Origin of the sequence: Accumulibacter sp., assembly GCF_029255125.1 — a bacterium.
Taxonomy (GTDB): domain Bacteria; phylum Pseudomonadota; class Gammaproteobacteria; order Burkholderiales; family Rhodocyclaceae; genus Accumulibacter.
The window spans coordinates 20,609-43,467 of the sequence record NZ_JAPUVR010000076.1; the positions used below are offsets into that span (position 1 = coordinate 20,609).

The following is a 22,859-nucleotide window of genomic DNA, read 5'->3' on the forward strand; positions in this document are numbered from 1 at the left end:
CTGCCGATCGTGACGGGCGATTCATCCTGGCTGCCAGATGTTCCGGCACCCGGTTTCCCGCGTCCTCCATGCTGCCAAGGCGCCGAAAACCGCGGTCCCGGCCAGGAGCAGCAGACCCGCGCGATAATCCTCCACGCTATAGAGGCGTGCGCCGTTGCCAGTTAGCGCACCACGCCACGTCTGATCCATTACCCAGCCGACCAGCGGTTGCAGGATGGCCGCCGCGAGAAAGCCACCCATGTTGGTGACACTGGTGGACATGCCGGAAAGCAATGGCGGGTTGACTTCCTTGGCGCACGCCCAAGTCAGCGTGAAGCTGGCGGTGAGCACGCCCATCAAGGCAAACAGCGCATAACTTGCAACCAGCGGGACGCGCTCGCCGCTCAACCAGAAAAGCCAAAGCAAGGCGTACAGATGGCTGCCGACAATGAGCAATGGTTTGCGCCGGCGCAGACGATCGGACAGCGCGCCGATGAACAGGCAGCCGAGCGCAAAGCCGCCAAAATAAAGGCTTGCATGTTGCGCCGCCGTGCTGCGCTCCATTGCGTGCACCTGGGTCAGATAGGGCGTGGCCCACACCCCAGCGAACGCGAAAAAGCTTCCGCAGATGCCGAAATTGGCGCAGACCACTGGCCAGGTGTCGCGGTTTCGCAAGACCGTCAGCAAACCGGAAACGACTACCGTACGGTCGAATCGCGGCCGCCTGGGCAGGCCGTCGGTGGCCGGGCGCTCGCGCAGCAGGACCCAGCAGGCAAGACCCAGCACAACCGAGACGCCGGCGAGCCCGACGAAGACGCTGCGCCAGCCCGTGGTCTGAGCCAGCCACGACAGCGGCGCACCAGCGAGAACCGAACCCAGGTTACCGACCAGCATGCTGACCCCGACCAGGCTGGCGAAACGCCGCTCCTCAAACGACAGGGCAATGATCTTGAGCATGGCGATGAAGGTCACCGAAACACCGAGACCGATCAGCGTTCGGCCGAGGAAAGCGACCTCCAGGCTTGCTGCGAGACCGAAGAGCAGGCTGCCGGCGCCGCCGACCAGCCCACCCAGCAGCAGAATAAGGCGTGGTCCAAGCGTATCGACAAGAATTCCGGTCGGCACCTGCATCACCGTATAGACATAAAAGTAGGTCGCTGCCAAAACGCCCAACGAGGCTGCGCTCGTGTTGAAGGCGGCAATCAGGTCCTGCGCGATGCCGACCGGGGCAAAGCGCTGGAAGAACGACAAGACGTAGGCGGCGACGACGACACATAGAGCGAGCACGGCCGGTCGTCGCATGCTGGGTTCGCTGACCGGCACGGGCGCTGCCTGCCCGACACGGTTACCGCTCTCGCTGACACCGCCAGCGCCCACTTCGCCGGTCTGGCTGGCGCTGGGCGCGCGGCCGCCACTACTGCTCACGACACGCCTCGCCGCGCAAGATCGTTGGCCAGTGCCCGATCGACCTTCAGAATATGATTGACCAGCCAGTCGCGGATGAAGCCCAGCAATTCAACGGAAACGGCGGCGCCGCCTTCGTACTGCTCCTTGAAACGGGAGACCCGTTCGATCAGCTTGCGATGCTCAGCCATGTGCGCCGGGCGCTGCGCGTACTGGTGCTTTTCCATCAGTTTCTCTTCGAAGGAAAAATGCGTCAGCGTATAGTTCACCAATTCATCGAGAATCGCGCCGCAGGTCGCGCGGCCTGCTCCCGAGCGCATCGCGCCGTTCAGACGGTTGGCGATTTCGATCAGCACCTGATGCTGCTGATCAATCTCCGGATGCCCGACGGCCAGTGCCGCCGACCAGTCCATCAGTGGCTTGACCGAAATGGTGGCCTCGCTGACCGCTGCCCCTTCGACCTTACCGTCGAGCTTGAAGCGCTGGGCCATGGCAAACATCTGGCTGGATGCCAGTTCAAGGTCGGCTGCCGTCTGCAATGACTGCTTGATGACGTTCTCGGTCTGCGCGGAAGCGTTCATGACTTCGTCGACATCGCCGACAATCTCTTCGATTCGCTGCGTCTGGTCGAGGGTCGCTTGCGACAGGGCGGTCATTTTTTCCAGCGTATCCTGCGCCTGCACCTCGATCGCCCGCAAGGTTTCCGCTGCACCATTGGCGGCCGTAACGCCTTTGGCAATCACCGGTGCGGCGTCATTCATTCCATCAACCGCCGTTTCCGTATCCGTGCGGATGTCCTGCAGCACTTTGCCGATCTCGTTTGTCGCCTTGCCCGTCCGTTCGGCAAGCTTGCGCACTTCGTCGGCAACAACTGCGAAGCCGCGGCCCTGTTCTCCGGCGCGCGCGGCTTCAATCGCTGCGTTCAGCGCGAGCAGATTGGTCTGGTCAGCGATTTCCTTGATGACGCGCGCCATCTGGCCGATCTCGGCGGTGCTGGTCAGCAAATGCGCAACCCGTTCCGAGGAGGCAGCAACCGTCGCTGCGATCGTCTGCATTTCGCTCGCCACCTCGCTCGCGGAAAGCGCACCGTCCCGCGCGCGTTGGGCGACCTCGTGCGCACCATCCTCGGTCTCACGGACGAGCGTCTTGATCCCGTCGACACTCGCCGAAACACCGTCGATCGCCGACCGGGTATGCTGGACAGCCGCCGCCTGGACTTGCGTCGCAAGGTTGATCTCTCCTGACTCGGCGGAAAGCCGCTCGATACTCGAATGAACCTTGCCAGCGTTGTCGAAGAGCGCTCGCAGCATCTCCTGCAAGCGACTCTGCATCTGCGCGAGCACGAAAAGCAGGCTGTCGCGATCGCCGGACTGCAGGCGGATATGCTGGGTGAGGTCGCCGTCGGCGATCTTGCTCGTTACGCTGCGCGCGAAGCGTGGCTCTCCACCGAAATCGCTGACGATACTGCGGCGTACGATCCAGGTGCCGATCAGCATCAAAACGGTCGCCGCAGCGACCAGGAGCAGGCTGTTCGTCGCCTCTCTGCGAAAGACTGCATCGACATCATCTATATAGATGCCGGATCCGACGACCCAGCCCCAGGGCTCGAACTTCTTGACGTAGGACAGCTTGCGAAACAACTCGGTGCTGGCACCGCCACCTGGCAGGGGTTTTGGCCAAAGGTACTCGACGTAGCCCTCGCCGGCCTGTTCGACGACATCGTTGAAAGACAGAAAGAGGTTCTTGTTGTCGAGCTTGATCTTGTCGCCGTTGGCCCCCGCCTGCTGCTGGACGGCTTTGTTGAAACGCGTTTCGTCGAGCACCTTGCCGTCAAGCGCCGGAACCGTCGGGTGCATCACCATCTTTGGCACCGGCTTGCCGAGATCATTGATCCAGAAATACTCGGTGTTCTCGTAGCGCAGTTGCCGAATGGCGGCAATGGCCTGCTGGCGGGCGTCCGCATCGTTCAGAGCGCCAGTCTTCTGCTGGCCGTGAAAGTGACCTAACACACCAATCGCCACCTCCACCAGGTGGCGCGTCTTGATCTGGCGGTCTTCGTAAAGTTTGCCATGCAGTGACCACAATGCCTCCCACAACATCAGGAGCATCACCAGCCATGCGAGTAAAGGCATCAGAGCAAGCCGCGTCATCAGGCGGCGGCGGCGCAGGAAGGCGGCAAGCATCTCGATCTCCCTTTCGAATGTCAGCGGCAAGATGCGATGCTGGACCAACACGGCGAAAGATGCAACGCCTGCGACGGCTCCATCATGGTGAATTAATGCACGCTCGCGCCACCGCAGCGGAGCGCCCTGCGGCGCAGGCCGGTGGCTCCGAACGGGAGACCTCGTTCGGAGCCTGGCCAGAGGATTTTCTACATGCTACGTCGATACTGTCCGCCAACAGCGTACAAGGCGTTCGTAATCTGCCCGAGTGAGCAGACGCGAACGGCGTCGATGAGCACGGCGAAGACGTTTCCGTTGTCGATCACCGTTTGCTGCAGACGTTCCAGCATGGCGGCGCAGGCGGCCTCATTGCGTCGTTGGAACTCCTGCAGGCGGGTCAGTTGCGATTGCTTTTCCTCTTCGGTCGAGCGCGCGAGTTCGATCTCGAGCTGCGCGTCGCCGTGTGGGTTGCGGAATGTGTTGACGCCGACGATGGGATAGGACCCGTCGTGCTTCTTGTGTTCGTAGTAGAGCGATTCCTCCTGAATCTTGCCGCGCTGATAGCCGGTTTCCATGGCACCGAGGACGCCACCGCGCGCGGCGATCGCTTCGAATTCCTTGAGCACGGCTTCCTCGACCAGATCGGTCAGTTCGTCGATGATGAACGCGCCCTGATTCGGGTTTTCGTTCATCGCCAGGCCCCATTCGCGGTTGATGATCAACTGGATGGCCATTGCCCGGCGGACCGATTCCTCGGTCGGCGTGGTGATTGCCTCGTCATACGCGTTGGTGTGCAGAGAGTTGCAGTTATCGTAAATCGCGATCAGGGCCTGCAGCGTCGTGCGGATGTCATTGAACGCCATCTCCTGCGCGTGCAGCGAACGTCCGGACGTCTGGATGTGGTACTTCAGCTTCTGGCTGCGCTCGTTGCCGCCATACTTGTTCTTCATCGCGATCGCCCAGATGCGCCGCGCAACGCGCCCGATGACCGAGTATTCGGGGTCCATGCCGTTGCTGAAGAAGAACGAAAGGTTCGGTGCAAAGTCGTCGATATGCATGCCGCGCGCCAGGTACGCTTCGACATAGGTGAAGCCGTTGGCCAAGGTGAAGGCCAGTTGCGAAATCGGATTGGCTCCGGCTTCGGCGATGTGGTAGCCGGAAATCGAGACCGAGTAGAAATTGCTGATGTGGTTGTGAACGAAGAATTCCTGGATGTCACCCATCATCTTGAGCGCGAACTCGGTTGAGAAGATGCAGGTGTTTTGCCCCTGGTCTTCCTTCAGGATGTCGGCCTGCACCGTGCCGCGCAGGTTGCTGAGCACCCAGGCGCGAATCTTCTGAGTCTCGTCCTCGGTCGGCTCGCGCTCGTTATCGGTGCGAAACTTCTGTATCTGCTGATCGATCGCCGTATTGAAAAACATCGACAGGATGATTGGCGCCGGACCATTGATCGTCAGCGAGACCGATGTGGTCGGCGCGCAAAGTTCGAAGCCGCTGAACAAGACCTTCATGTCGTCGAGCGTGGCGATCGAAACGCCGGAGTTGCCGACTTTGCCGTAGATGTCCGGGCGCGCGTCCGGGTCGCAACCGTAGAGCGTTACCGAATCGAAGGCGGTCGACAAGCGCTTGGCCGGCATACCTTCGGAAACCCGCTTGAAGCGGCGGTTGGTTCGGAAGGCATCGCCTTCGCCAGCGAACATGCGCGTCGGATCCTCGTTTTCGCGCTTGAAAGCAAAAACGCCGGCGGTGAAGGGGAACGAGCCGGGGACGTTTTCCTTCATCAGGAAGCGCAGAACTTCGCCGTCGTCCTGGTAAGTCGGCAGCGCGACCTTGCGGATGCGTGAACCGGAGAGCGAGGTATTGGTCAGCCGGGTGCGAATCTCCTTGTCGCGAATCTTCACGACATACTCGTCCTGCGCGTAGAGCTCGACGGTCTTCGGCCACATGTCGAGCAGCTTTCTGGCCCGGGGGTCGAGCTGGCTGTCCTTCCAGGTGATCAGCTCGTCGAAGTCGCCCGCTGCTTTGCCGCAGCCGACGAAGAGCGCTTTTGCCGTACGCAGAGCCTGCCGCTGGTGAGCGATCTGGGCTTGTTCCCCCGTATGCGCATGATAGCTGCGCACGGCCTCGGCGATTTCGGCCAGGTAGCGCACCCGCTGCGGGGGGACGATGGCGCGCTGGTTCGAGGACTTGCGCACGCCGACCAAAGGCAGCTTGCCGCGCTTGAGCTTGAGACCACAGGCACTGAGTTTGGCGACGATCGCCTGGTACAGACCGGTGATTCCGTCGTCATTGAAACGGGCGGCGATCGTGCCGAAAACCGGCATTTCCTCGAGACCCTGGGAGAACGCTTCGTGATTGCGCTGATACTGCTTGCGGACATCGCGCAGGGCATCCTCGGCGCCCTTGCGGTCGAACTTGTTGATCGCCACAAAATCGGCGAAATCAAGCATGTCGATCTTCTCGAGTTGCGACGCCGCACCAAACTCGGGCGTCATGACATACAGCGAGGCGTCGACCAGCGGCACGATTGCCGCATTGCCCTGCCCGATGCCGGAGGTTTCGACGATCACCAGATCGAAGCCGGCCAGCTTGCAGGCGGCAATGACTTCCGGAAGAGCGGCCGAGACTTCCGACCCGGTCTCGCGTGTCGCCAGTGAACGCATGTAGATATTCGGATGCTCGATGGCATTCATCCGAATGCGATCGCCGAGCAGAGCGCCGCCGGTGCGCTTGCGCGAGGGGTCGATCGAGATGATCGCCAGACGCAGGGTGTCCGCCTGATCGATGCGGAAACGACGCACCACCTCGTCGGTGAGTGATGACTTGCCGGCACCGCCGGTTCCGGTGATGCCCAGCGTTGGCACCTTCACCGATGCCGCTGCCTGGACGATCTTCTTGCGCAGTGCGTCGGGGTAAACGCCGTTTTCCAGCGCCGTGATGATTTGCGCCAGCTTGCGCCGATCGCCCGCCTTCAAGGCAGCCAGAACAGCGTCCGGGTCTTTCGGCGCAAGGCCGGAAACATCGACGTCGGCCCGGCTGACGACTTCGTTGATCATCCCCTGCAAGCCCATCGTCTGGCCGTCTTCCGGCGAGTAGATGCGGGCGACGCCGTAGGCGTGCAACTCGGCGATCTCGCTCGGCACGATGACGCCGCCGCCGCCGCCAAAAACCTGGATGTTCTCCCCGCCGCCCGCCTTGAGCAGGTCGATCATGTACTTGAAGAACTCGACGTGGCCTCCCTGGTAGGAGGTGATGGCGATTCCCTGCACGTCCTCCTGCAAGGCCGCGTTGACGATTTCCTGAACCGAGCGGTTGTGTCCGAGATGGATCACCTCGGCGCCTGTGGATTGCAGAATCCGACGCATGATGTTGATCGATGCGTCGTGCCCGTCGAACAGCGAAGCGGCGGTGACGAACCGTACCTTGTGCTTGGGTTTGTAGGGCGAGAGCTTCTTGGCGATGGAAAGATCGGTCATGGGGTTCGGCTCCAAGAGAATCAGTCGGGTCGTTCCGGTGACCAGGAACGATGCGCGGACGCACATGGTAGGAAGTTGACGGCAAGAAAGCCATTACCCGATGCGCCGTGCACAATGTAATTTCTGCCAACTTGAATTATTCTGTCAATACACCATGTTGCGAGGAGACGATGAACGACCCTGAGAAGACCGCCAACGGCGATCAGCCGACCCGCGCGCGGCACGCCAGTCGGCATGGCCCTGCCCGGGCGACAGTAGCGATCGCCTTCGTGCACGGTATGCTGGCCGGCCTGCGACAGGCTGGTCGTGACCCGGCAGCCCTGCTGGCACGGGCGCAGTTGGCGCCCGAACTGCTCGGTGAGGCGACGGCACGCGTTCCCGTTGACCGTTATGCCGAGCTCTACAATCTGACCAACCAGGAGCTCGATGACGAGGGCTTCGCTCTGTTCTCCTTGCCGATGCGTGTCGGCACCTTTGAGTTCCTTTGTCGCAGCGTCATTACTGCGCCGACGCTGGCGGAAGCGATCGCGCGCAGCATACGCTTTCTGCGCCTGCTCCTGCCCGATCTGACGGTGGGTCTGGTCAGCGACGCAGAACAGGCCCGACTGATCATCGAAGAGGCGCGGCCGCTGTCGGTCGGACGCATTTTTGCTTTCGAATGGTTGCTGCGCCTCCTGCATGGGCTCTTTTCCTGGCTCGTCGGGCGCAATCTGGTGCTTGACTCGGTAAGTTTCCCCTACCCACGCCCGCCGCATGCCGACGACTATGCGTTGATCTACACGGCGCAATCGAGATTTGATGCGCCAAGACTGGCCGCCAGCTTCGCCGCCAGCCTTCTCGACCTCCCTGTACGGCGCGACGAAGCAGCCTTGCAGGCTTTCCTCGACGGGGCTCCCGGCAAGCTGACGACGCTCTATCGACGCGACCGTGAAATGGTCCAGCGCGTCCGCAACGTCTTGCGCGAGAGTCTGCCCGGCGCTCCTTCGCAGGCGGCAGTGGCGCATTCCCTGCATTTGTCGCCACGTACGCTGCATCGCCGTCTGGAGGAAGAGGGATCGTGCTTTCAGGCGGTCAAGGATGCCCTGCTGCGCGATCTCGCGATCGATCGACTGGAAAAAAGCAGTCTAGCGATTGCGCGCATCGCCGCCGAGCTCGGCTTTGCCGATACCGCAGCTTTCTATCGCGCCTTTCGGCGCTGGACGGGAATGGGGCCAGCCGGCTATCGCAGACGACTGCAGAGCGTAGCCCAGCGGCAGTCGACCTTGCCGAATGGCTTGGCGAAAACGGACGGTAAAGCGGTATAGCAGCAAGTTACAGATGGTCTTCCGACGTACCACCGCGCTCCCCGCACGCGGGTCGGCAGGCCGCCGCCGCTCACTTTTCGGTCATGAAGCGGGTGGCGTTCTCGAGGTCGGCGTGCGTGCTTCCGCCGTAAAGCGCATTGACGAACTTGCGCCAGTTGAGATCCGGTTCTCCCATCTGGAAGCCATAGACACCGCCATCCGATTCGCGCGAGGCACAGACCTGGATGCGCGAGACCTCGGCGGGCCCCAGCTGTATCGTGACTTCACCCCATACGTTGATCGGTACATTCCGCACGGCGTGCGCAAGAAATCCGTAGCGCGAAAGCTGGAAAATCTCGAGTCCCGCGGTGTTTTCCGTTCCGTCGGGCGAGATTACGGTGAATCTGGCTGGGCATCTGACCGAAAAGCGGCGGTGGCGGCGGCGCGTCTTGTCGTCCTGGTTTCCCTCCGGGACGACTGGCAGAACGTCACGATACGCCGGCAGGTCATAGATCGTATGCAGAAGACATTTCTTGCGGTCACTCAACTGGGCGAAGACGTTTGTCCTGACGTTGAAGAAGTAGTTGAGCAGTTCCGGCGTGAGCACCGGATCGTTGGTCGTATAGAAGCGCCGCGGGGGCAGCTTGATATTGGGCAGTTGTACTTCGGTGAAGAAGGCGTGCAAGTTCTTCTTCGGCGGCCGCGACCCATAGTTCTTCTTGAAGATAGCCGGTGCCGAGCGCAGGTCCAGCGTTGCGCCGACGGCCGGTGCGCCGTTGACGAAATCGTAGTTTTCCACGACGTTCTGCGTCAGCCGTTCAAAGAACAGCAGCGACTCGTACATTTCGATATGCGCCGGGTTGACCGCAATGACCAGGTGCCGGGTGTCGAAAAACGTCGTGCAATACTCGTACATGAACTTCATCAGCGGAAAGAGGATGCTGCCGCCCGTCCGCCGGAATCGCTTGTGAATGGCCAGGGCCGACACTTCGGCGATCTTGCCCTTCTTTTCCCGAATTGCCGTCAGATCAAAAATTCGCTGGAGCGGAAAGCCGAGTACGCTCTCGCGGATCAGCGAGAGCGTACCGACAACCTCACCATCGTACTTCGCGCAGAGCGTGGTCGTCGTTGGCAGCGCGTGGTAAATCGTCACGCGCATGCCGGAAGGATCAGGTTTCATAAAGCCACTGCCGACATAGGCATCATGCAGCAAGGTGAAACAGGCTTCGAGTTCCTCCTGGGTTTCGGCGATCTTCAGGACCAGTCGGTCGCTGGGCGCGGGATCGCAATCGACGAAGTTGCGATAGACGGCAAACCGCCGCTTTCTGGGAAGGAAATTGAATGCCCTCCGCAGCATCCCGTGCATCAGCTTTCGTACCGGCAAGGCAATTTTCTTGATCATTCACATCCCCTCAGCAAGGAGCAAGATCCGCCGAGAACATTTTTCATTGCTGGTAAGAACTCCCGTGCTGCTTTCAATGGCCAAACGACCCAGAGCAACCGTGTACTGTACCGAAATCCGCGCGCAAGGTGCAGCGCGTCGGTGCGCTGCCGGACGCCACCTGGCCGACATCTTACCAAACACCGACGCACCGGTTTCTCCATCTGACAGCGAGTAGCGCGCGATCGTGCGGCGAGGTGCGTGCAGCCCTCGTCCACACATCAGGCGGGCAGACGGGCTGGTGAACGCCCCCCCAGGCGATCAGTCAGACGTTCGAGCAAGACATAGATCACCGGAGTGAGGAAAAGGGTCAGAAACTGTGAAACGAGCAGGCCGCCGACAACTGCCAAGCCCAGCGGTTGGCGCACCTCGCCGCCCGCCCCCAAGCCGAGGGCAATCGGCAGCGTGCCGGCGAATGCGGCCATCGTCGTCATCATGATCGGACGAAAGCGGACGATGCTCGCCTCGAAGATCGCCATCGTTGCCGGCCGGCCATCCAGCCGTTGGCGCACCAGGGCGAAATCGATCATCATGATTGCGTTCTTCTTGACGATGCCGATCAGCATGATGATTCCGACGAAGGCGTAGAGGCTCAGATCGACGCGGCAGACGAGCAGGGTAAGCAAGGCGCCGAGGCCGGCCGACGGCAGGCCGGAAAGGATGGTCAGCGGATGCACGAAGCTCTCGTAGAGAATCCCCAGCACGAGATAGACCACCAGAACGGCGATCAGGAGGAGAATTCCCAGCCCCTGCAGCGAGGACGCGAAGGCTTGCGCCGTCCCCTGCAGGCTCGTGGTGAGTGAAACCGGCAAGTTGAGATCCTTTTCCAGCGCCTTGATGCGGCTTACCGCCTCGCCAAGTGAAACGCCCGGCAAGAGATTGAAGGAAATCGTCACCGAGGGCAGTTGTCCCTGGTGGTTGACGGTCAGTGCCTGTGTCTTGCGGCTCACCCGGGCAACCGTGTCGAGCGGTATCAGGCGACCACCGGCGGCGCGCACGTAAAGGCGCGACAACATCGAGGGATCAGCCTGAAACTCGCGAGCCACCTCGAGAATCACCTGGTACTGGTTGGTGGAACCATAGATGGTCGAAATCTGGCGCGCGCTGAAAGCGCTTTGCAGGGCATCCTCAACCTGCGCAAAGCTCAGACCGACCGTCGACAGTTTGTCACGATCGACCTCGATCGCCACGACCGGGCTGAGGTTGTTCAGATTGCTCGTCACGTCGACAAACCCGGGCAGCGCACGAATCCGCCCGAGCAGCGTATTCGTCCACTGATAAAGCTCATCGAGATCGGTGTCCTGCAGCGTGTATTGGTACTGCGCAGCGGTGATCTGCCCGCCAATGCGAATCACTGGCGGATTCTGCAGATACACTTTCAGACCGGGGACGGCAGCAAGCTTCGGTCTGAGCTCCTGGATGATCTCGTCCGGTGTCAGGCGGCGCTCACCGGCCGGTTTCAGCAACATGAAGATCGTTCCCGTATTGGCGGTGGGCCGGATGCCGCCGGCACCAACGGACGACATGAACGAGCGGATATTCGGGTCACGCGCAACGATCGCGGCAGCCGCCCGCTGATGCTCGACCATCGACGCGAAGGACGCGTCCTGCGCGGCCTCGGTGAAGGCAATCAGCCGTCCGCTGTCGCCGCTCGCGATGAAGTCCTTCGGAACGATTGCAAACAAGGCGCCGGTCGCCACCAGGCTGCCGACAAACGTGCTCAGAATCAGCCTTGGCCGCGCCATTGCCCAGGCCAGGCTGCGTTCGTAGGCGGCGAGCAGTGCAGCGAAGAAGGCTTCGAAGAGAGCGAACAGTCGGCCATGCTGCACATGCCTTGTAGACTGCAGATAGCGGCTGCAGAGCATTGGCGTGAGGGTCAGCGAGACGAAGCCGGAGACCAGAATCGCAATGCAGATGGTTACGGCGAACTCGTGCAGAAGACGGCCGACGATGCCGCCCATGAAGAGAACCGGAATGAACACGGCAATCAGCGACAAGGTCATCGAGACGATCGTGAAGCCGATTTCCCGCGCTCCTTTGATTGCCGCAGAAAACGGCGGCTCACCAGCTTCGAGATGACGGACAATGTTCTCGAGCATGACGATCGCGTCGTCGACGACGAAGCCGACGGCCAGCGTCAGGGCAAGCAGCGAGAGGTTGTCCAGGCTGTAGTCGAGCAGATGCATCGCCGCAAACGTGCCGATCAGCGAAATCGGCAGCGCCAGGCTCGGGATCAGCGTCGCCGAGGCGTTGCGTAGAAAGAGCAGAATGACCAGGACGACGAGAAAACCGGCGAGCAGCAGCGTGAATTGCACATCCTCGATCGCTTCCCGGATCGAAATGCTGCGATCATAGAGGATGTTCATCTCGATCGCCGCTGGCAGCTTGGCCTGAAAGCCTGGCAGGATCTTGCGGATGGCGTCCACCGTCGCGATCGTGTTGGCTCCCGGCTGGCGTTGAATCGCCAGGACGATGGCGCGCTTATCGACGTTCCAACTGGCTATCCGGTCGTTCTCGACGCCATCGACCGGCGTCGCCACCTCTTCCAGGCGAACCGGCGCGCCGTTGCGCCAGGCGACGATCAGCGGCCGATAAGCCGCTGCGTTCGACAATTGTCCATTGTCCTTCAGGGCAAAGGTCTGGCGGGTGCCGTCGAGGCTGCCGATCGGCTGGTTGACGTTGGCTTGCGCGATCGCCTGCTGCAGTTCATCGATTCCCAGGCCGCGCGCGCTGAGTCGATCGAGGTCGGCGCGAATCCGCACTGCATATTTCTGCGCGCCAAGTACCTGGACCTGAGCCACTCCCGGAAGCGTAGACAGGCGCTGCGCCAACTGCGTCTGGGCATACTCGTCGACCAGCGGCAACGGCAGCGTGGTCGACGACAGCGCAACGTAGAAAATCGGCGAGTCGGCCGGATTGACTTTCCGGAACGATGGCGGCGCCGGCAGATTCGGCGGCAGCTTGCGCAGTGCGCCGGAAATTGCCGACTGCACGTCCTGCGCGGCTGCATCGATGTTGCGTTCGAGCGCAAACTGCAGGGTGATCGAGGTCGATCCCTGGGCACTCGTCGAACTCATCGAATCAAGCCCGGCGATCGTCGAGAACTGGCTTTCCAGCGGCGTCGCGACCGCCGCCGCCATTGTTTCCGGCGACGCCCCGGGCAGGTTGGCGGTGACCGAGAGGGTCGGGAAGTCGACGCTCGGCAGTTCAGCCACCGGCAGCGCGCGGTAGGCGATGATCCCGAAGATGACCAGCGCGACGACGAGCAGCGTGGTCATCACCGGGCGGCAAATGCAGAGTTCGGAAAGCTGCATTGGCCGACGCTTTCTACGACGAGTTCGCGGCGGGCGGAACGCCGGGCGCCTCTGGCGCGATCTGCACTTTGCTGCCTGGAGCCAACCTGAGCTGTCCGTCGATGACCACCTGCTCTCCCGACTGGATCGTTCCGCTGACTGCAGTCACCCCGGCAAAGCTTGCACCAACGCCGATCCGCCGCACCTCGGCGACGCCTTCGCCGTTGACGGCAAAGAGAAACGGACCTTCCGGTCCCTGCTGGATCGCCTGGCTTGGCACGACGACGGCTTGCTTCAGCGTCTCGAGCGTCAGAGCAACGTTCAGAAACTGGCCAGGTGTCAAGGCTTCGTCATCATTGGCGACGACGGCCTTGACCTGAATCGTGCCGGTGGTCGTGTCCACCGCGTTGTCAATGAAGCGCACCGCCCCGACGAAACGCCGCGATGCTTCGCCCGGCACAGTCACCTCGACCTGCAGACAGGCAGCCGGTTGGCAGCTCGCACCGCCCCGAGCCAGCGCCTGGCGCAGGCGCGGCAGATGCCTTTCCGGCACGGAGAAACTGACGTACAGCGGGCGAACGCGATTGACGACGGCGAGCACCGTGTCGTTGAGCTTGACCGCCGCCCCGGGGAAAACCAGGTGCGCGCCAACGACACCGGCGAAAGGCGCGCGGACTGTCGTGTACGAAAGCTGCGCGCGCGCCAGATCCACCGCCGCGCGATCGGCGCGCAGCGTCGCATCGATCACCGCTTCCGCCGTGCGTGTTTCGTTGACCTTCTCGTCCGATATGAACCCGCGCTCACGCAAAGCGATCTGCCGCCCGCTATCCCTCTGCGCCTTGCTCAGTTGAGCGGCACTTCGCCCGAGATTGGCTTCGGCCTGACGCAGGCGCAAGGCAAAATCCTTTCCGTCGAGCCGAACCAGCTCGTCGCCCGCGCGCACGTGCTGGCCGGGGGAAAAGACGACGGCCGCCACCTGTCCATCGACCCGTGCCTTCAGACTGACCGTTGCGTAGGCCTCGCCCCGCCCGACGACCTCGAGCAGCACGGGCAGGTCGCGCGTCGTCGCCCGCGCGACGCTCACCGGAACCGGCGGCTGTCCCTTGGCCGGCTTGCTCGCGTCGGGAGTGCGCGACGCGCCGTACCAGTATGCGCTAAAGGCGACCAGCGTGACGAGCAGCGCTGCGCTCAGCCAGAAACGTCGGCTCATCGCTTCCGATCGCCTTCCGCGCCAGCGATCGCCGCCTCAGAGGGGATGATCGATGCGCAGCAGCGCGCGTTCAATTGCCTCGCTGCCGGCCGGCCGGACCAGACGTTCGGCCTCGCGACCGTCGCTGAGAAAGATCAGCGTCGGCCAAAGCTTGACGCCGAACGACCGCCCAAGACGCCGCCCCCGCCCGTCTTCGATGCGCAAGTGGCGGACTTCCCGATGCGTGGCGAGGGCTTCCCGGATCAGTGGCTGAGCGGCCTGGCAGTGTTCGCACCAGGGTGCACCAAACTCGACCAGCGTGGGTCCGGCAAGCGCATCGATCTCGGCGCGCGCCGGTTCGATTTCAAGAAAAGGGGTATTCACGTCAGAGGTCTCTCAGCGAAGGAAGAAAGCAGAAGCTGGCCAGGCAGCCATCAGCCCAGCGACCGGCTTGCCGACACGATCAGCGATCAGCGGAGGATGCTGCCGGCGGCCTGCCCGGATGATCGGGCGCTTGGACCCGGAGCCGCTAGGCATAGTCGACACGCACATTGTCGCTGCTCAGCCATTCGCTCAAGGCGGTGAGCAGCTCGTCCTCCAGGCGCACCCGACTGGCGTCGCCAAAAAGCAGTTCACAAGCCGCTTCGCGATTGCAGTAGGCCAGGCGAACCGGGCAATCGCCCGGGATATACGGAGCGAGGAGTGCACGCAGGCGCTGCACGGCGACGGCCGGGTTGCTGCTCGCCTGACCGTTCAGCGACAAACGCAGGTGACGAGCGAATCGGCTGCGCGCTTCGGCAAGCGTCAACAACCGATCGGCGACCACCTTGACGCGGCCCTCGCCGGCAAAATCGTCGCGCTGAACCTTTCCTTCGACGATCAGCACCTCGTCTTCCCTGATCTTGCTCCGCTCCGCTACGAGCAGCTCGTTGAAAACCGAGACCTCCAGCGAGGTGGTGCTGTCGTCGAGCTGGACGAAAGCCATCTTGCCGCGCGCGGTCAGCTTGCTGCGCACGCCGACGACCAGCCCGGCGAGGTACTGGCTTTCCTTGCGCGCTTCGAGCGCCACCAACGGCCGCGCGACGAAACGCGAGACCTCGGCCTGCACGGCATGAAAGGGGTGCCCGGAGAAGTAGAAACCGAGGGCCAGCTTCTCTTCGTTGAGCTTCTGGCGCTCGCTCCAGGCGGGAGCTTCGACGTAGCGCGCGCCGTGCCCGGCCTGGATGTCCTGGTCGCTGGGCAGGAGGTCGAAGAGGCTCGCCTGCAGCGCATTGCGATCGGCCTGTTCGGCCGCTTCCATGGCGATCCCGACCGACGCGAGCAGGCGCGCACGCTGGCTGTCGAGCGAATCGAAGGCACCAGCGCGGATCAGGGCTTCGATCGTTCGCCGGTTGACCAGACGCTTGTCGGCACGCCGGCAAAAATCGAACAGATCCGTGAACGGACCCTTCGCCTGGCGCGCCTGAATGATGTTGTTGACCGCCAGCTCGCCAGTCCCCTTGACTGCCCCGAGACCGTAACGGATCGTTGCGCGGTCAACGGGAGTAAAGCGATACTCGGAAGCGTTGATATCCGGGCCGAGAATACGCAGGCCGTTGTCGACGGCGTCGTCGTGGAAGGTCTTGACGGCGTCGGTGTTGTCCATGTCCGACGACAGCGTCGCCGCCATGAACGCAGCACAATGGTGCGCCTTGAGCCAAGCGGTATGGTAGGTGACTACGGCATACGCCGCCGTATGCGACTTGTTGAAACCGTACTCGGCGAACTTTTCCATCAGGTCGAAAAGCTGCATGGCCAGCCTCTCGTCATAACCCCGATTCTTCGCGCCGACGCGCATCAGGTCGCGATGCAGCGCCATCTCCTCGGCCTTCTTCTTGCCCATTGCCCGGCGCAGCAGGTCGGCCGCACCGAGCGTGTAGCCGCCGATGATCTGCGCGATCTGCATCACCTGTTCCTGATAGACGATGACGCCATAGGTCGGTTCAAGACAGGTCTTCAGATCATCGATGAAGTAGTCGATCTTCTGCTGGCCCTTCTTGCGCAGGATGAAGTCATCGACCATTCCCGAACCGAGTGGCCCCGGCCGGTACAGGGCAAGGACCGCGATGATGTCCTCGAAGCGGTCAGGGGCGAGTTTACGGATGAGCTTCTTCATGCCCTCCGATTCGACCTGGAAGATCGCCGTCGTGTTGCCGTCTCTGAGGATCTGGTAAGCCTGAGCATCGTCGAAGGGCAGCGCATGCAGATCGGGACGCTCGCCAGTCAAACGTTCGACGTAGTTCAGCGCGAGCTCGATAATCGTCAGGTTGCGCAGACCGAGGAAGTCGAACTTGACCAGACCGATCTTCTCGACATCGTCCTTGTCGAACTGCGAAACGACCGAGCCGCCGCCATCTGCCGAGTAGACCGGACAGAAATCGGTCAACTTGCCCGGCGCGATCAGCACGCCGCCGGCGTGCATCCCGACGTTTCGGGTCAGATCTTCCAGGCGGGCGGCGAGGTCGAACAGCTCACGGACTTCCTCCTCCTCGTCGATCCTTGCCTTCAATTGCGGTTCGGCGGCGATCGCCTTGGCCAGCGAAAGCGGTCTGTTCGCCTCGACCGGAATCAACTTGGAAATCTGGTCGCAAAAGTTGTACGGTAGATCGAGCACCCGGCCCACATCGCGGAGGACTGCCCTTGACGACATCGTGCCGAAGGTGACGATCTGCGATACCGCGGCCGCGCCATACTTCTGGCGAACGTACTCGATCACCCGCCAGCGGTTGTCCTGGCAGAAGTCGATGTCGAAGTCGGGCATCGAAACACGCTCGGGATTCAGGAAGCGTTCAAAGAGCAGTGCGTAGCGAAGAGGATCGAGATCGGTGATTCCGAGCGCGTAGGCGACCACCGAACCGGCGCCCGAGCCCCGCCCGGGTCCGACCGGGCAGCCATTGCGCTTGGCCCAGTTGATGAAGTCGGCAACGATCAGGAAATAGCCGGGAAAACCCATCTGAATGATGGTGTCGGTTTCGAGCTGCAGGCGTTCGTCGTAAGGCGCGCGTTGCCGGGCGCGCGCCAGCTCGTCCGGAAAGAGCTGCTGCAGTCGACGCTCGAGGCCGACGCGCGCTTCCTGGCGCAGGAAGTCGGCCAGCGTGACGCCTGCCGGCGTCGGGAAATCCGGCAGGTAACTCTTGCCGAGGGTGATCTGCAGATTGCAGCGACGGGCAATCTCGACCGAGTTCTCGAGCGCAGCCGGCAGGTCGGCAAAAAGCTCGGCCATTTCCTCGCCCGACTTGAAATACTGTTCCTCGGTGTAGGGTCGAGGGCGTCGCGGGTCGCCCAGCATATAGCCCTCGGCGATGCACACGCGTGCTTCGTGCGCTTTGAAGTCACCGCGTTCAAGGAACTGCACCGGATGCGTGGCGACCAGCGGCAAGTCCATTTCCGCTGCCAGCGCGGCCGTTTCGCTAACCAGCAGCTCCTGCTGCGCCTGACCATAGCGCTGCACCTCGAGGTAGAAGGCGCCCGCAAAGAGGGCTTCCCAGAAGCGCGCCCGGCTCGCCGCCTGGACCCGATTTCCCTGCAGCAAGGCCTCGCCGATATCGCCGGCGCCAGCGCCGGACAGTGCGATCAAGCCGTCGACGCCGACCTCGCGCAGCATTCGCCGGGTAATCTCGGCGCGGCCGCGCACGCGTGGCGCGAGATAGGCGCGCGAGAGGAGATCGCAGAGTTGTCGGTAACCCTGCAGCGAACGACAGAGCAGGACAAGGCGATACGGGCGATCGGGGTCGGCCTCGTTGGCGATGGTCACGTCGCTGCCGAGCAGCGGCTTGATCCCGTTGTTCCGGGCATACGAATAGAACTTGACCAGCCCGAACAGATTGCTCAGGTCGGTCAAGGCCAGCGCCGGCATGCGGTAACTCACCGCCCGCGCTACAGCGTCCTGCAAGCGAACGATGCCCTCGGTGACCGAATACTCGCTATGCAGCCGAAGATGAATGAACGGGGGGGCAGACATGCGGCCATTTTACCGCGTGCCGCGCGCCGAACGACGCCGATCGCTCAGGCGGGCGCGGCGTGTGTGGCGCTCAGGCGGCGGTCAGCCGGCGCGCACGCGAGCAAAGTGCGCTTGCCGGCCGGGCGACGTCCCGGCACGCCGAGCGCGCTTGCGCCGCCGCGTTGGCTTGCCCCGCCGGTTCCCGCTTGCTGGCGACGACCTCATGCCTGCCACGGCGCAGGCGGGCGGCTGCGTTCTACGCAGCCACCAGCGGAGCCAGGCTGAGACGCATCTTCTGCAGCGCCTTGGCTTCGATCTGGCGAATCCGCTCCGCTGAAACGCCGAATTCAGCGGCGAGTTCGTGCAGAGTCGCCGGGCTGTCATCGCTCAGCCAGCGTGCTTCGATGATTCGCCGACTGCGTGCGTCCAGGCTGGCCAGCGCGCTCTGCAGCCCCTCGCCGTGCAGCGCGTCGCGCGCGCGCGCTTCGAGAACGCGCATCGGCTCGCTCGAATGATCGGCCAGATAGGCAATCGGGGCAAAAGCGTCTTCGTCGTCGCTGTCGCCTTCCAGGGCCACGTCGTGTCCGGCCAGGCGAGTATCCATTTCGACGACATCGTCCGTCTTGACGCTCAGGCGCTGCGCGATGTCGGCCACCTGCAACGGATTGAGCGCCTCGCTGCCTTCGCGCATGCTCCGCAGGTTGAAGAAAAGCTTGCGTTGCGCCTTGGTCGTCGCCAGCTTGACCATGCGCCAATTCTTCAGCACATACTCGTGGATTTCCGCCTTGATCCAGTGGATGGCAAACGAGACCAGGCGAACGCCGCGCCGCGGATCGAATCGCTTGACGGCTTTCATCAGGCCCACGTTGCCCTCCTGGATCAAATCCGCGTGCGGCAGACCGTAACCGAGATAGCCGCGCGAGATGGCGATGACCAGACGCAGGTGCGAGAGGACGAGTTGACGCGCCGCGTCCAGGTCGTTCTCCTCGCGAAAGCGCGTCGCCAGACCGAACTCCTCGTCTTCGCTGAGCACCGGAAAACGCCGCGCCGCTTGGATGTAAGCGTCGATGGTACCGACCGCAGAGAGCGTGGGCAGACTGATTGCTTGGGTCATTTGGCTTGATTCCTCCTCGGAAATGACTTTTCGGCTTCATTTTAGCACTCGCGCGATGAGAGTGCTAATATCGCCCAAAGTTCAATCCCCGCGGTGGAATGCGTTTCCCTCTCAGCCCTTTACCTTGGTGGTCGCGCCGGTGAAATGCAGCACGCGGCGGACATACTGCATCGTTTCCGGATACGGCGGGACACCACCATAGCGATCAACCGTGCCTTCTCCGGAGTTGTAGGCAGCAACCATCAGGCGCCAGTCGCCGGCAAAGCGCTTCTGCAGCCAGTTCAAGTAAGCCAGTGCTCCCCGCACGTTGTGTTCTGGATCGAAGGGCCGGCGAACGCCGAAGCGCTCCTGTGTCGCCGGAATCAGTTGCATGACCCCCTGAGCATTTTTCGGCGAAACGGCAGCCGCCTCGAGGTTCGACTCAGCCAGGGCGATGGCCAGCGCCAGACGCGCGTCGACCTTGTACTGCGGTGCGACGTCGCGGATCAACTGCGCAATTCTCTGCTTGGCCGCCGGCTGGCGTGCGAGGTAGGCGTCGAGATCAAAGGATGAACCTTCCCATGGGCCACCCACCGCCTGACTCTTGGCAATGGTACCGCTCGCAACACCGGCACAGTCTTCACCGATCTCGTCATTGCCGATACTCGGGATATGGTATTTGAGTGCTTCGACGTTCCCCAGGCGCGCGGCGAGCGCCAGATACGCATTGGCCAGGCGCCGCTGGCCAGTACTTGCCGATCCGCTGGCGAGCAGTCGGCCGACGCGGAAGAAACCTTCCGGACTGCCCATTGCCCCGGCATCGCAGTAAAGTGCAATGGCAAGTCCGAGGTTCTTGCGGATGCCTATTCCCAGCTCCGCGGCACGGCCTTGCGCCAGCGCAGCAGTGACGCGCGGCGCTTCGAGGTAGGGATCGGCGGTAACCGGCGGCTCCGTCGTTGCTTCTACCAGGCTGCTGAGGAGCATGAGAAGCAGGAGGATCGGGCGAATCATCAGGCGTGGCTCGAAATCGGCGGAAGAAAGTTGCCCGCGGCGACGATCAACAAGTCGAACTGGCAACAGAAGGATGCATCAAGCATGAGCAAGTGACAGGGTAGCGAGGAGGATTATGCACGCAAGCTCGTTGGTCGCGCGGTGCACTCTTTCACACTCCGATGGTCTTGATTGAACCGCTGGCCGCCGGCGCAGGCATTTTCGATCAATTCCCGGGCGGATCCATGCGCTCGTCCGGGATTACAATGCGACGTGCACCGAGGAACTCACGAGCGACCGGAAATCCGCGGCGGCGAAGCACCATCGGCTGCCCAGCGTCCTTCGTCCGTGTCTCCGTGTCTCTTTGCTCACCTTCCGCCAAACCCCTTCTTGCGAAAGCCACACCATGCGTTCCCTTCCTCTCGCCGGCTTGCGCGTGCTCGATCTGACGCGCCTTCTGCCCGGGCCCCTGGCCACCATGCATCTCGCCGACCTCGGCGCCGACGTGATCAAGATTGAAGACACCGGTGCCGGCGATTACGCGCGCACTGCCGGCGCCGTGCACGGGGGGATCAGCTATTTCCAGCTGGTTAACCGCAACAAGCGCAGCCTCTGCCTGGACCTCAAACAGGCGAGCGCAGTCGCCGTCTTCCTGCGTCTCGCGGCGACCGCGGATGTCATCGTCGAAGGCTTTCGGCCGGGCATCGTCGACAAGCTGGGCATTGGCTACTCGAGCGTTTCGGCGATCAACCCGCGCATCGCCTACTGCGCGATTACCGGCTACGGGCAGGACGGACCCTATCGCGATCGCGCCGGCCACGACCTGAACTATCTCGCCTATTGCGGACTGCTCGATCAGATCGGCTTGCCCGGCGGTCCGCCGGCGCTGCCCAACTTCCAGATCGGTGACCTTTTCGGCGGCTCGCTGACCGCCCTCGTCGGCATCCTTGCCGGCATCGTCGACGCGCGGGCGAGTGGGCGCGGTCGCTACATCGACGTAGCCATGACCGACAGCGTCTTCGCGCACAGCTTCTTTCCCTTGCTCGCCGTGCTTGCTTTCGGTCAGGCTCTGCCGCGCGGCGAAGATCTGCTCGCCGGGGGCATGCCGAGTTACGCGGTCTATGCGACCCGTGATGGCCGTCATCTGGCGGTCAGCGCAATGGAACCCAAGTTCTGGCAGACCCTGTGCCAGGTGCTCGACCGCCCCGACCTGCAAGCTTTCGCTTTCGCCACGGGGAGCGAAGGCCAGCGCGTGCGCGATGAACTCGCACAGATCTTTGCCGCACGCAGCTTTGCCGAATGGAGCGAAGTCTTCGCTCGCGTCGACTGCTGCGTGAGTCCGGTATTGCGCTTCGAAGAAAGCCTGGCCAACGAGCAACTGCTGGCGCGCGGGATGATCGTCGAAGTCGATGGGGTAAAACAGTTTGCTCCGCCGTACAAGATCAGCGAGTTTTCCTTTGCCGCACGGCGGACGGCGCCAGCGGCAGGCGAGCATAGTACGGAAATTCTGCACGAGCTTGGCTGCGAGCTCGACGAGATCGCCCGCTTGCGCGCGACCGGCGCCATTTGAGCGCGCGCTGCCGATGGTCGCCTCAGGTGGAGTGCGCGGCTGACGGCGCTTCGGCGCGCACCGCGACAACGCCGACCGAGATGTTGTCGCTCCCATCGCGCTCGCACGCCAGGTCGATCAGCCGGCGACAGGCTGCTTCGGCACTTGGCAAATCGACAGCCGCGGCAATGTCCTTCATTCCGACGCCGTCGTGCAAACCGTCGGAACAGAGAACAAAGGTCTCGCCGCCGTGTAAGCGAACGCCACGTTGGGCACGGATATCCAGATCTTCCGATGTGCCGAGCGAACGCAGGAGGACGCTCCGGAAAGGGTGACGGTGCGTCTCGCAGGCGGTGATGATGCCGTTCCTGACCATCTGTTCAACCAGCGAGTCATCCTCCGTGAGCTGCGCGCAGCGACCTTGCACGCAGCGATACAGGCGGCTGTCGCCAACATGCGCATAAATCGCTTCGCCATTCACCAGGACAAGCGCAGTGGCCGTCGTCCCCATGCCATCGAGCGCTGGATTGCCCTGCGCGGCCGCATGAATCACCCGATTGGCTTCTCGCATGGCGAGTTCGAGCGCACGCGCCGGTTCGTCGTCGGTCTCGGCAAAGTAGCGCTGGCAGACCGTCTCGACCGCCAGCGCACTGGCCACCGCACCGCCCTTGTGCCCGCCCATGCCATCGGCGACGATGGCCAGCAGGCCACGACGTTTCGTCTCCGCGCCGCTTGCCGGCTGAACGAGGGCGACCGCATCCTGGTTCGTCTCGCGCACACAGCCGATGTCGGTTGCCACGTGCGCGTCGATCATGTACTCCATCGTCGGCTTGTCCGGATCATCTTCGCCCATCCGACGCCGAGCCGAACTGCCACGCCGAAGACGCCTTAGGGCTCTGGCCAGAGCCGAAATCCAGTTGCCCATCCGGTATTTCCTTGTCATCAAGCTGGGGGATGAGTCGCATCCGCATCTGAAGCTCCTGCTCGAGTGCAGCAGTGGCATTGTGCCACGCCGACGCGG

13 protein-coding genes are annotated in these 22,859 nt (G+C 62.6%); 2 read left to right on the forward strand and 11 right to left on the reverse strand.

Translation table 11 applies throughout. From position 1 onward, the window contains the following. Positions 1–21: 21 nt before the first annotated feature. From Q1L59_RS03835 to icmF, 3 genes are all read right to left on the reverse strand, one after another. The gene (locus Q1L59_RS03835; RefSeq protein ID WP_366145622.1) at positions 22–1,404 is read right to left on the reverse strand and encodes an MFS transporter; all 1,383 of its coding nucleotides are present in this window, start codon (positions 1,402–1,404) and stop codon (positions 22–24) included. Beyond that, positions 1,401–3,596 (reverse strand): bacteriohemerythrin, encoded by a 2,196-nt coding sequence (locus Q1L59_RS03840; RefSeq protein ID WP_300328266.1) that lies wholly within the window; start codon positions 3,594–3,596, stop codon positions 1,401–1,403. The genes Q1L59_RS03835 and Q1L59_RS03840 overlap by 4 nt, the downstream gene beginning before the upstream one ends. Positions 3,597–3,754: 158 nt before the next feature. Beyond that, the gene (gene icmF, locus Q1L59_RS03845) at positions 3,755–7,021 is read right to left on the reverse strand and encodes a fused isobutyryl-CoA mutase/GTPase IcmF (RefSeq protein ID WP_300328269.1); all 3,267 of its coding nucleotides are present in this window, start codon (positions 7,019–7,021) and stop codon (positions 3,755–3,757) included. Between the two features lie 170 nt (positions 7,022–7,191). On the opposite strand from icmF, the gene Q1L59_RS03850 reads away from it, so the two are divergent. Continuing rightward, complete coding sequence (locus tag Q1L59_RS03850) at positions 7,192–8,325, forward strand: AraC family transcriptional regulator (RefSeq protein ID WP_300328271.1); 1,134 nt, start codon at positions 7,192–7,194, stop codon at positions 8,323–8,325. A gap of 70 nt (positions 8,326–8,395) precedes the next feature. Here Q1L59_RS03850 and Q1L59_RS03855 read toward each other — a convergent pair whose 3' ends face one another. The 7 genes from Q1L59_RS03855 to Q1L59_RS03885 form a co-directional block, all read right to left on the reverse strand. After that, the gene (locus Q1L59_RS03855; RefSeq protein WP_300328274.1) at positions 8,396–9,706 is read right to left on the reverse strand and encodes a GNAT family N-acetyltransferase; all 1,311 of its coding nucleotides are present in this window, start codon (positions 9,704–9,706) and stop codon (positions 8,396–8,398) included. Positions 9,707–9,966: 260 nt separating this feature from the next. Then, entirely contained in the window at positions 9,967–13,059 is a 3,093-nt protein-coding gene (locus Q1L59_RS03860) for an efflux RND transporter permease subunit (RefSeq protein ID WP_300328277.1), read from the reverse strand. Positions 13,060–13,072: 13 nt separating this feature from the next. Then, complete coding sequence (locus Q1L59_RS03865; protein ID WP_300328280.1) at positions 13,073–14,248, reverse strand: efflux RND transporter periplasmic adaptor subunit; 1,176 nt, start codon at positions 14,246–14,248, stop codon at positions 13,073–13,075. A gap of 36 nt (positions 14,249–14,284) precedes the next feature. Further along, on the reverse strand, positions 14,285–14,611 hold the full coding sequence (locus Q1L59_RS03870) for a thioredoxin family protein (protein WP_300328283.1): 327 nt from the start codon (positions 14,609–14,611) through the stop codon (positions 14,285–14,287). Between the two features lie 145 nt (positions 14,612–14,756). Beyond that, entirely contained in the window at positions 14,757–18,227 is a 3,471-nt protein-coding gene (gene dnaE / locus Q1L59_RS03875; protein WP_300328286.1) for a DNA polymerase III subunit alpha, read from the reverse strand. Between the two features lie 235 nt (positions 18,228–18,462). Next, on the reverse strand, positions 18,463–19,320 hold the full coding sequence (gene rpoH / locus Q1L59_RS03880) for an RNA polymerase sigma factor RpoH (protein WP_300328289.1): 858 nt from the start codon (positions 19,318–19,320) through the stop codon (positions 18,463–18,465). 111 nt (positions 19,321–19,431) lie between these two features. Further along, the gene (locus Q1L59_RS03885; protein WP_300328293.1) at positions 19,432–20,310 is read right to left on the reverse strand and encodes a lytic transglycosylase domain-containing protein; all 879 of its coding nucleotides are present in this window, start codon (positions 20,308–20,310) and stop codon (positions 19,432–19,434) included. A gap of 385 nt (positions 20,311–20,695) precedes the next feature. On the opposite strand from Q1L59_RS03885, the gene Q1L59_RS03890 reads away from it, so the two are divergent. Then, positions 20,696–21,859, forward strand: coding sequence for a CaiB/BaiF CoA-transferase family protein (locus Q1L59_RS03890; RefSeq protein ID WP_300328295.1), 1,164 nt, complete (start codon positions 20,696–20,698; stop codon positions 21,857–21,859). 22 nt (positions 21,860–21,881) lie between these two features. Here the strand turns inward: Q1L59_RS03890 and Q1L59_RS03895 are convergent, their stop codons facing one another. Next, positions 21,882–22,691 (reverse strand): protein phosphatase 2C domain-containing protein, encoded by an 810-nt coding sequence (locus tag Q1L59_RS03895; protein WP_300328297.1) that lies wholly within the window; start codon positions 22,689–22,691, stop codon positions 21,882–21,884. Between the last annotated feature and the right edge of the window lie 168 nt (positions 22,692–22,859).

Excerpts from the sequence above, each read along its gene's own strand:
- icmF (WP_300328269.1), bottom strand. The coding sequence starts at position 7,021 with ATGACCGATCTTTCCATCGCCAAGAAGCTCTCGCCCTACAAACCCAAG.
- Q1L59_RS03850 (WP_300328271.1), top strand. The coding sequence starts at position 7,192 with ATGAACGACCCTGAGAAGACCGCCAACGGCGATCAGCCGACCCGCGCG.
- Q1L59_RS03855 (WP_300328274.1), bottom strand. The coding sequence starts at position 9,706 with ATGATCAAGAAAATTGCCTTGCCGGTACGAAAGCTGATGCACGGGATG.
- Q1L59_RS03860 (WP_300328277.1), bottom strand. The coding sequence starts at position 13,059 with ATGCAGCTTTCCGAACTCTGCATTTGCCGCCCGGTGATGACCACGCTG.
- Q1L59_RS03865 (WP_300328280.1), bottom strand. The coding sequence starts at position 14,248 with ATGAGCCGACGTTTCTGGCTGAGCGCAGCGCTGCTCGTCACGCTGGTC.
- dnaE (WP_300328286.1), bottom strand. The coding sequence starts at position 18,227 with ATGTCTGCCCCCCCGTTCATTCATCTTCGGCTGCATAGCGAGTATTCG.
- rpoH (WP_300328289.1), bottom strand. The coding sequence starts at position 19,320 with ATGACCCAAGCAATCAGTCTGCCCACGCTCTCTGCGGTCGGTACCATC.
- Q1L59_RS03885 (WP_300328293.1), bottom strand. The coding sequence starts at position 20,310 with ATGATTCGCCCGATCCTCCTGCTTCTCATGCTCCTCAGCAGCCTGGTA.
- Q1L59_RS03890 (WP_300328295.1), top strand. The coding sequence starts at position 20,696 with ATGCGTTCCCTTCCTCTCGCCGGCTTGCGCGTGCTCGATCTGACGCGC.
- Q1L59_RS03895 (WP_300328297.1), bottom strand. The coding sequence starts at position 22,691 with ATGGGCGAAGATGATCCGGACAAGCCGACGATGGAGTACATGATCGAC.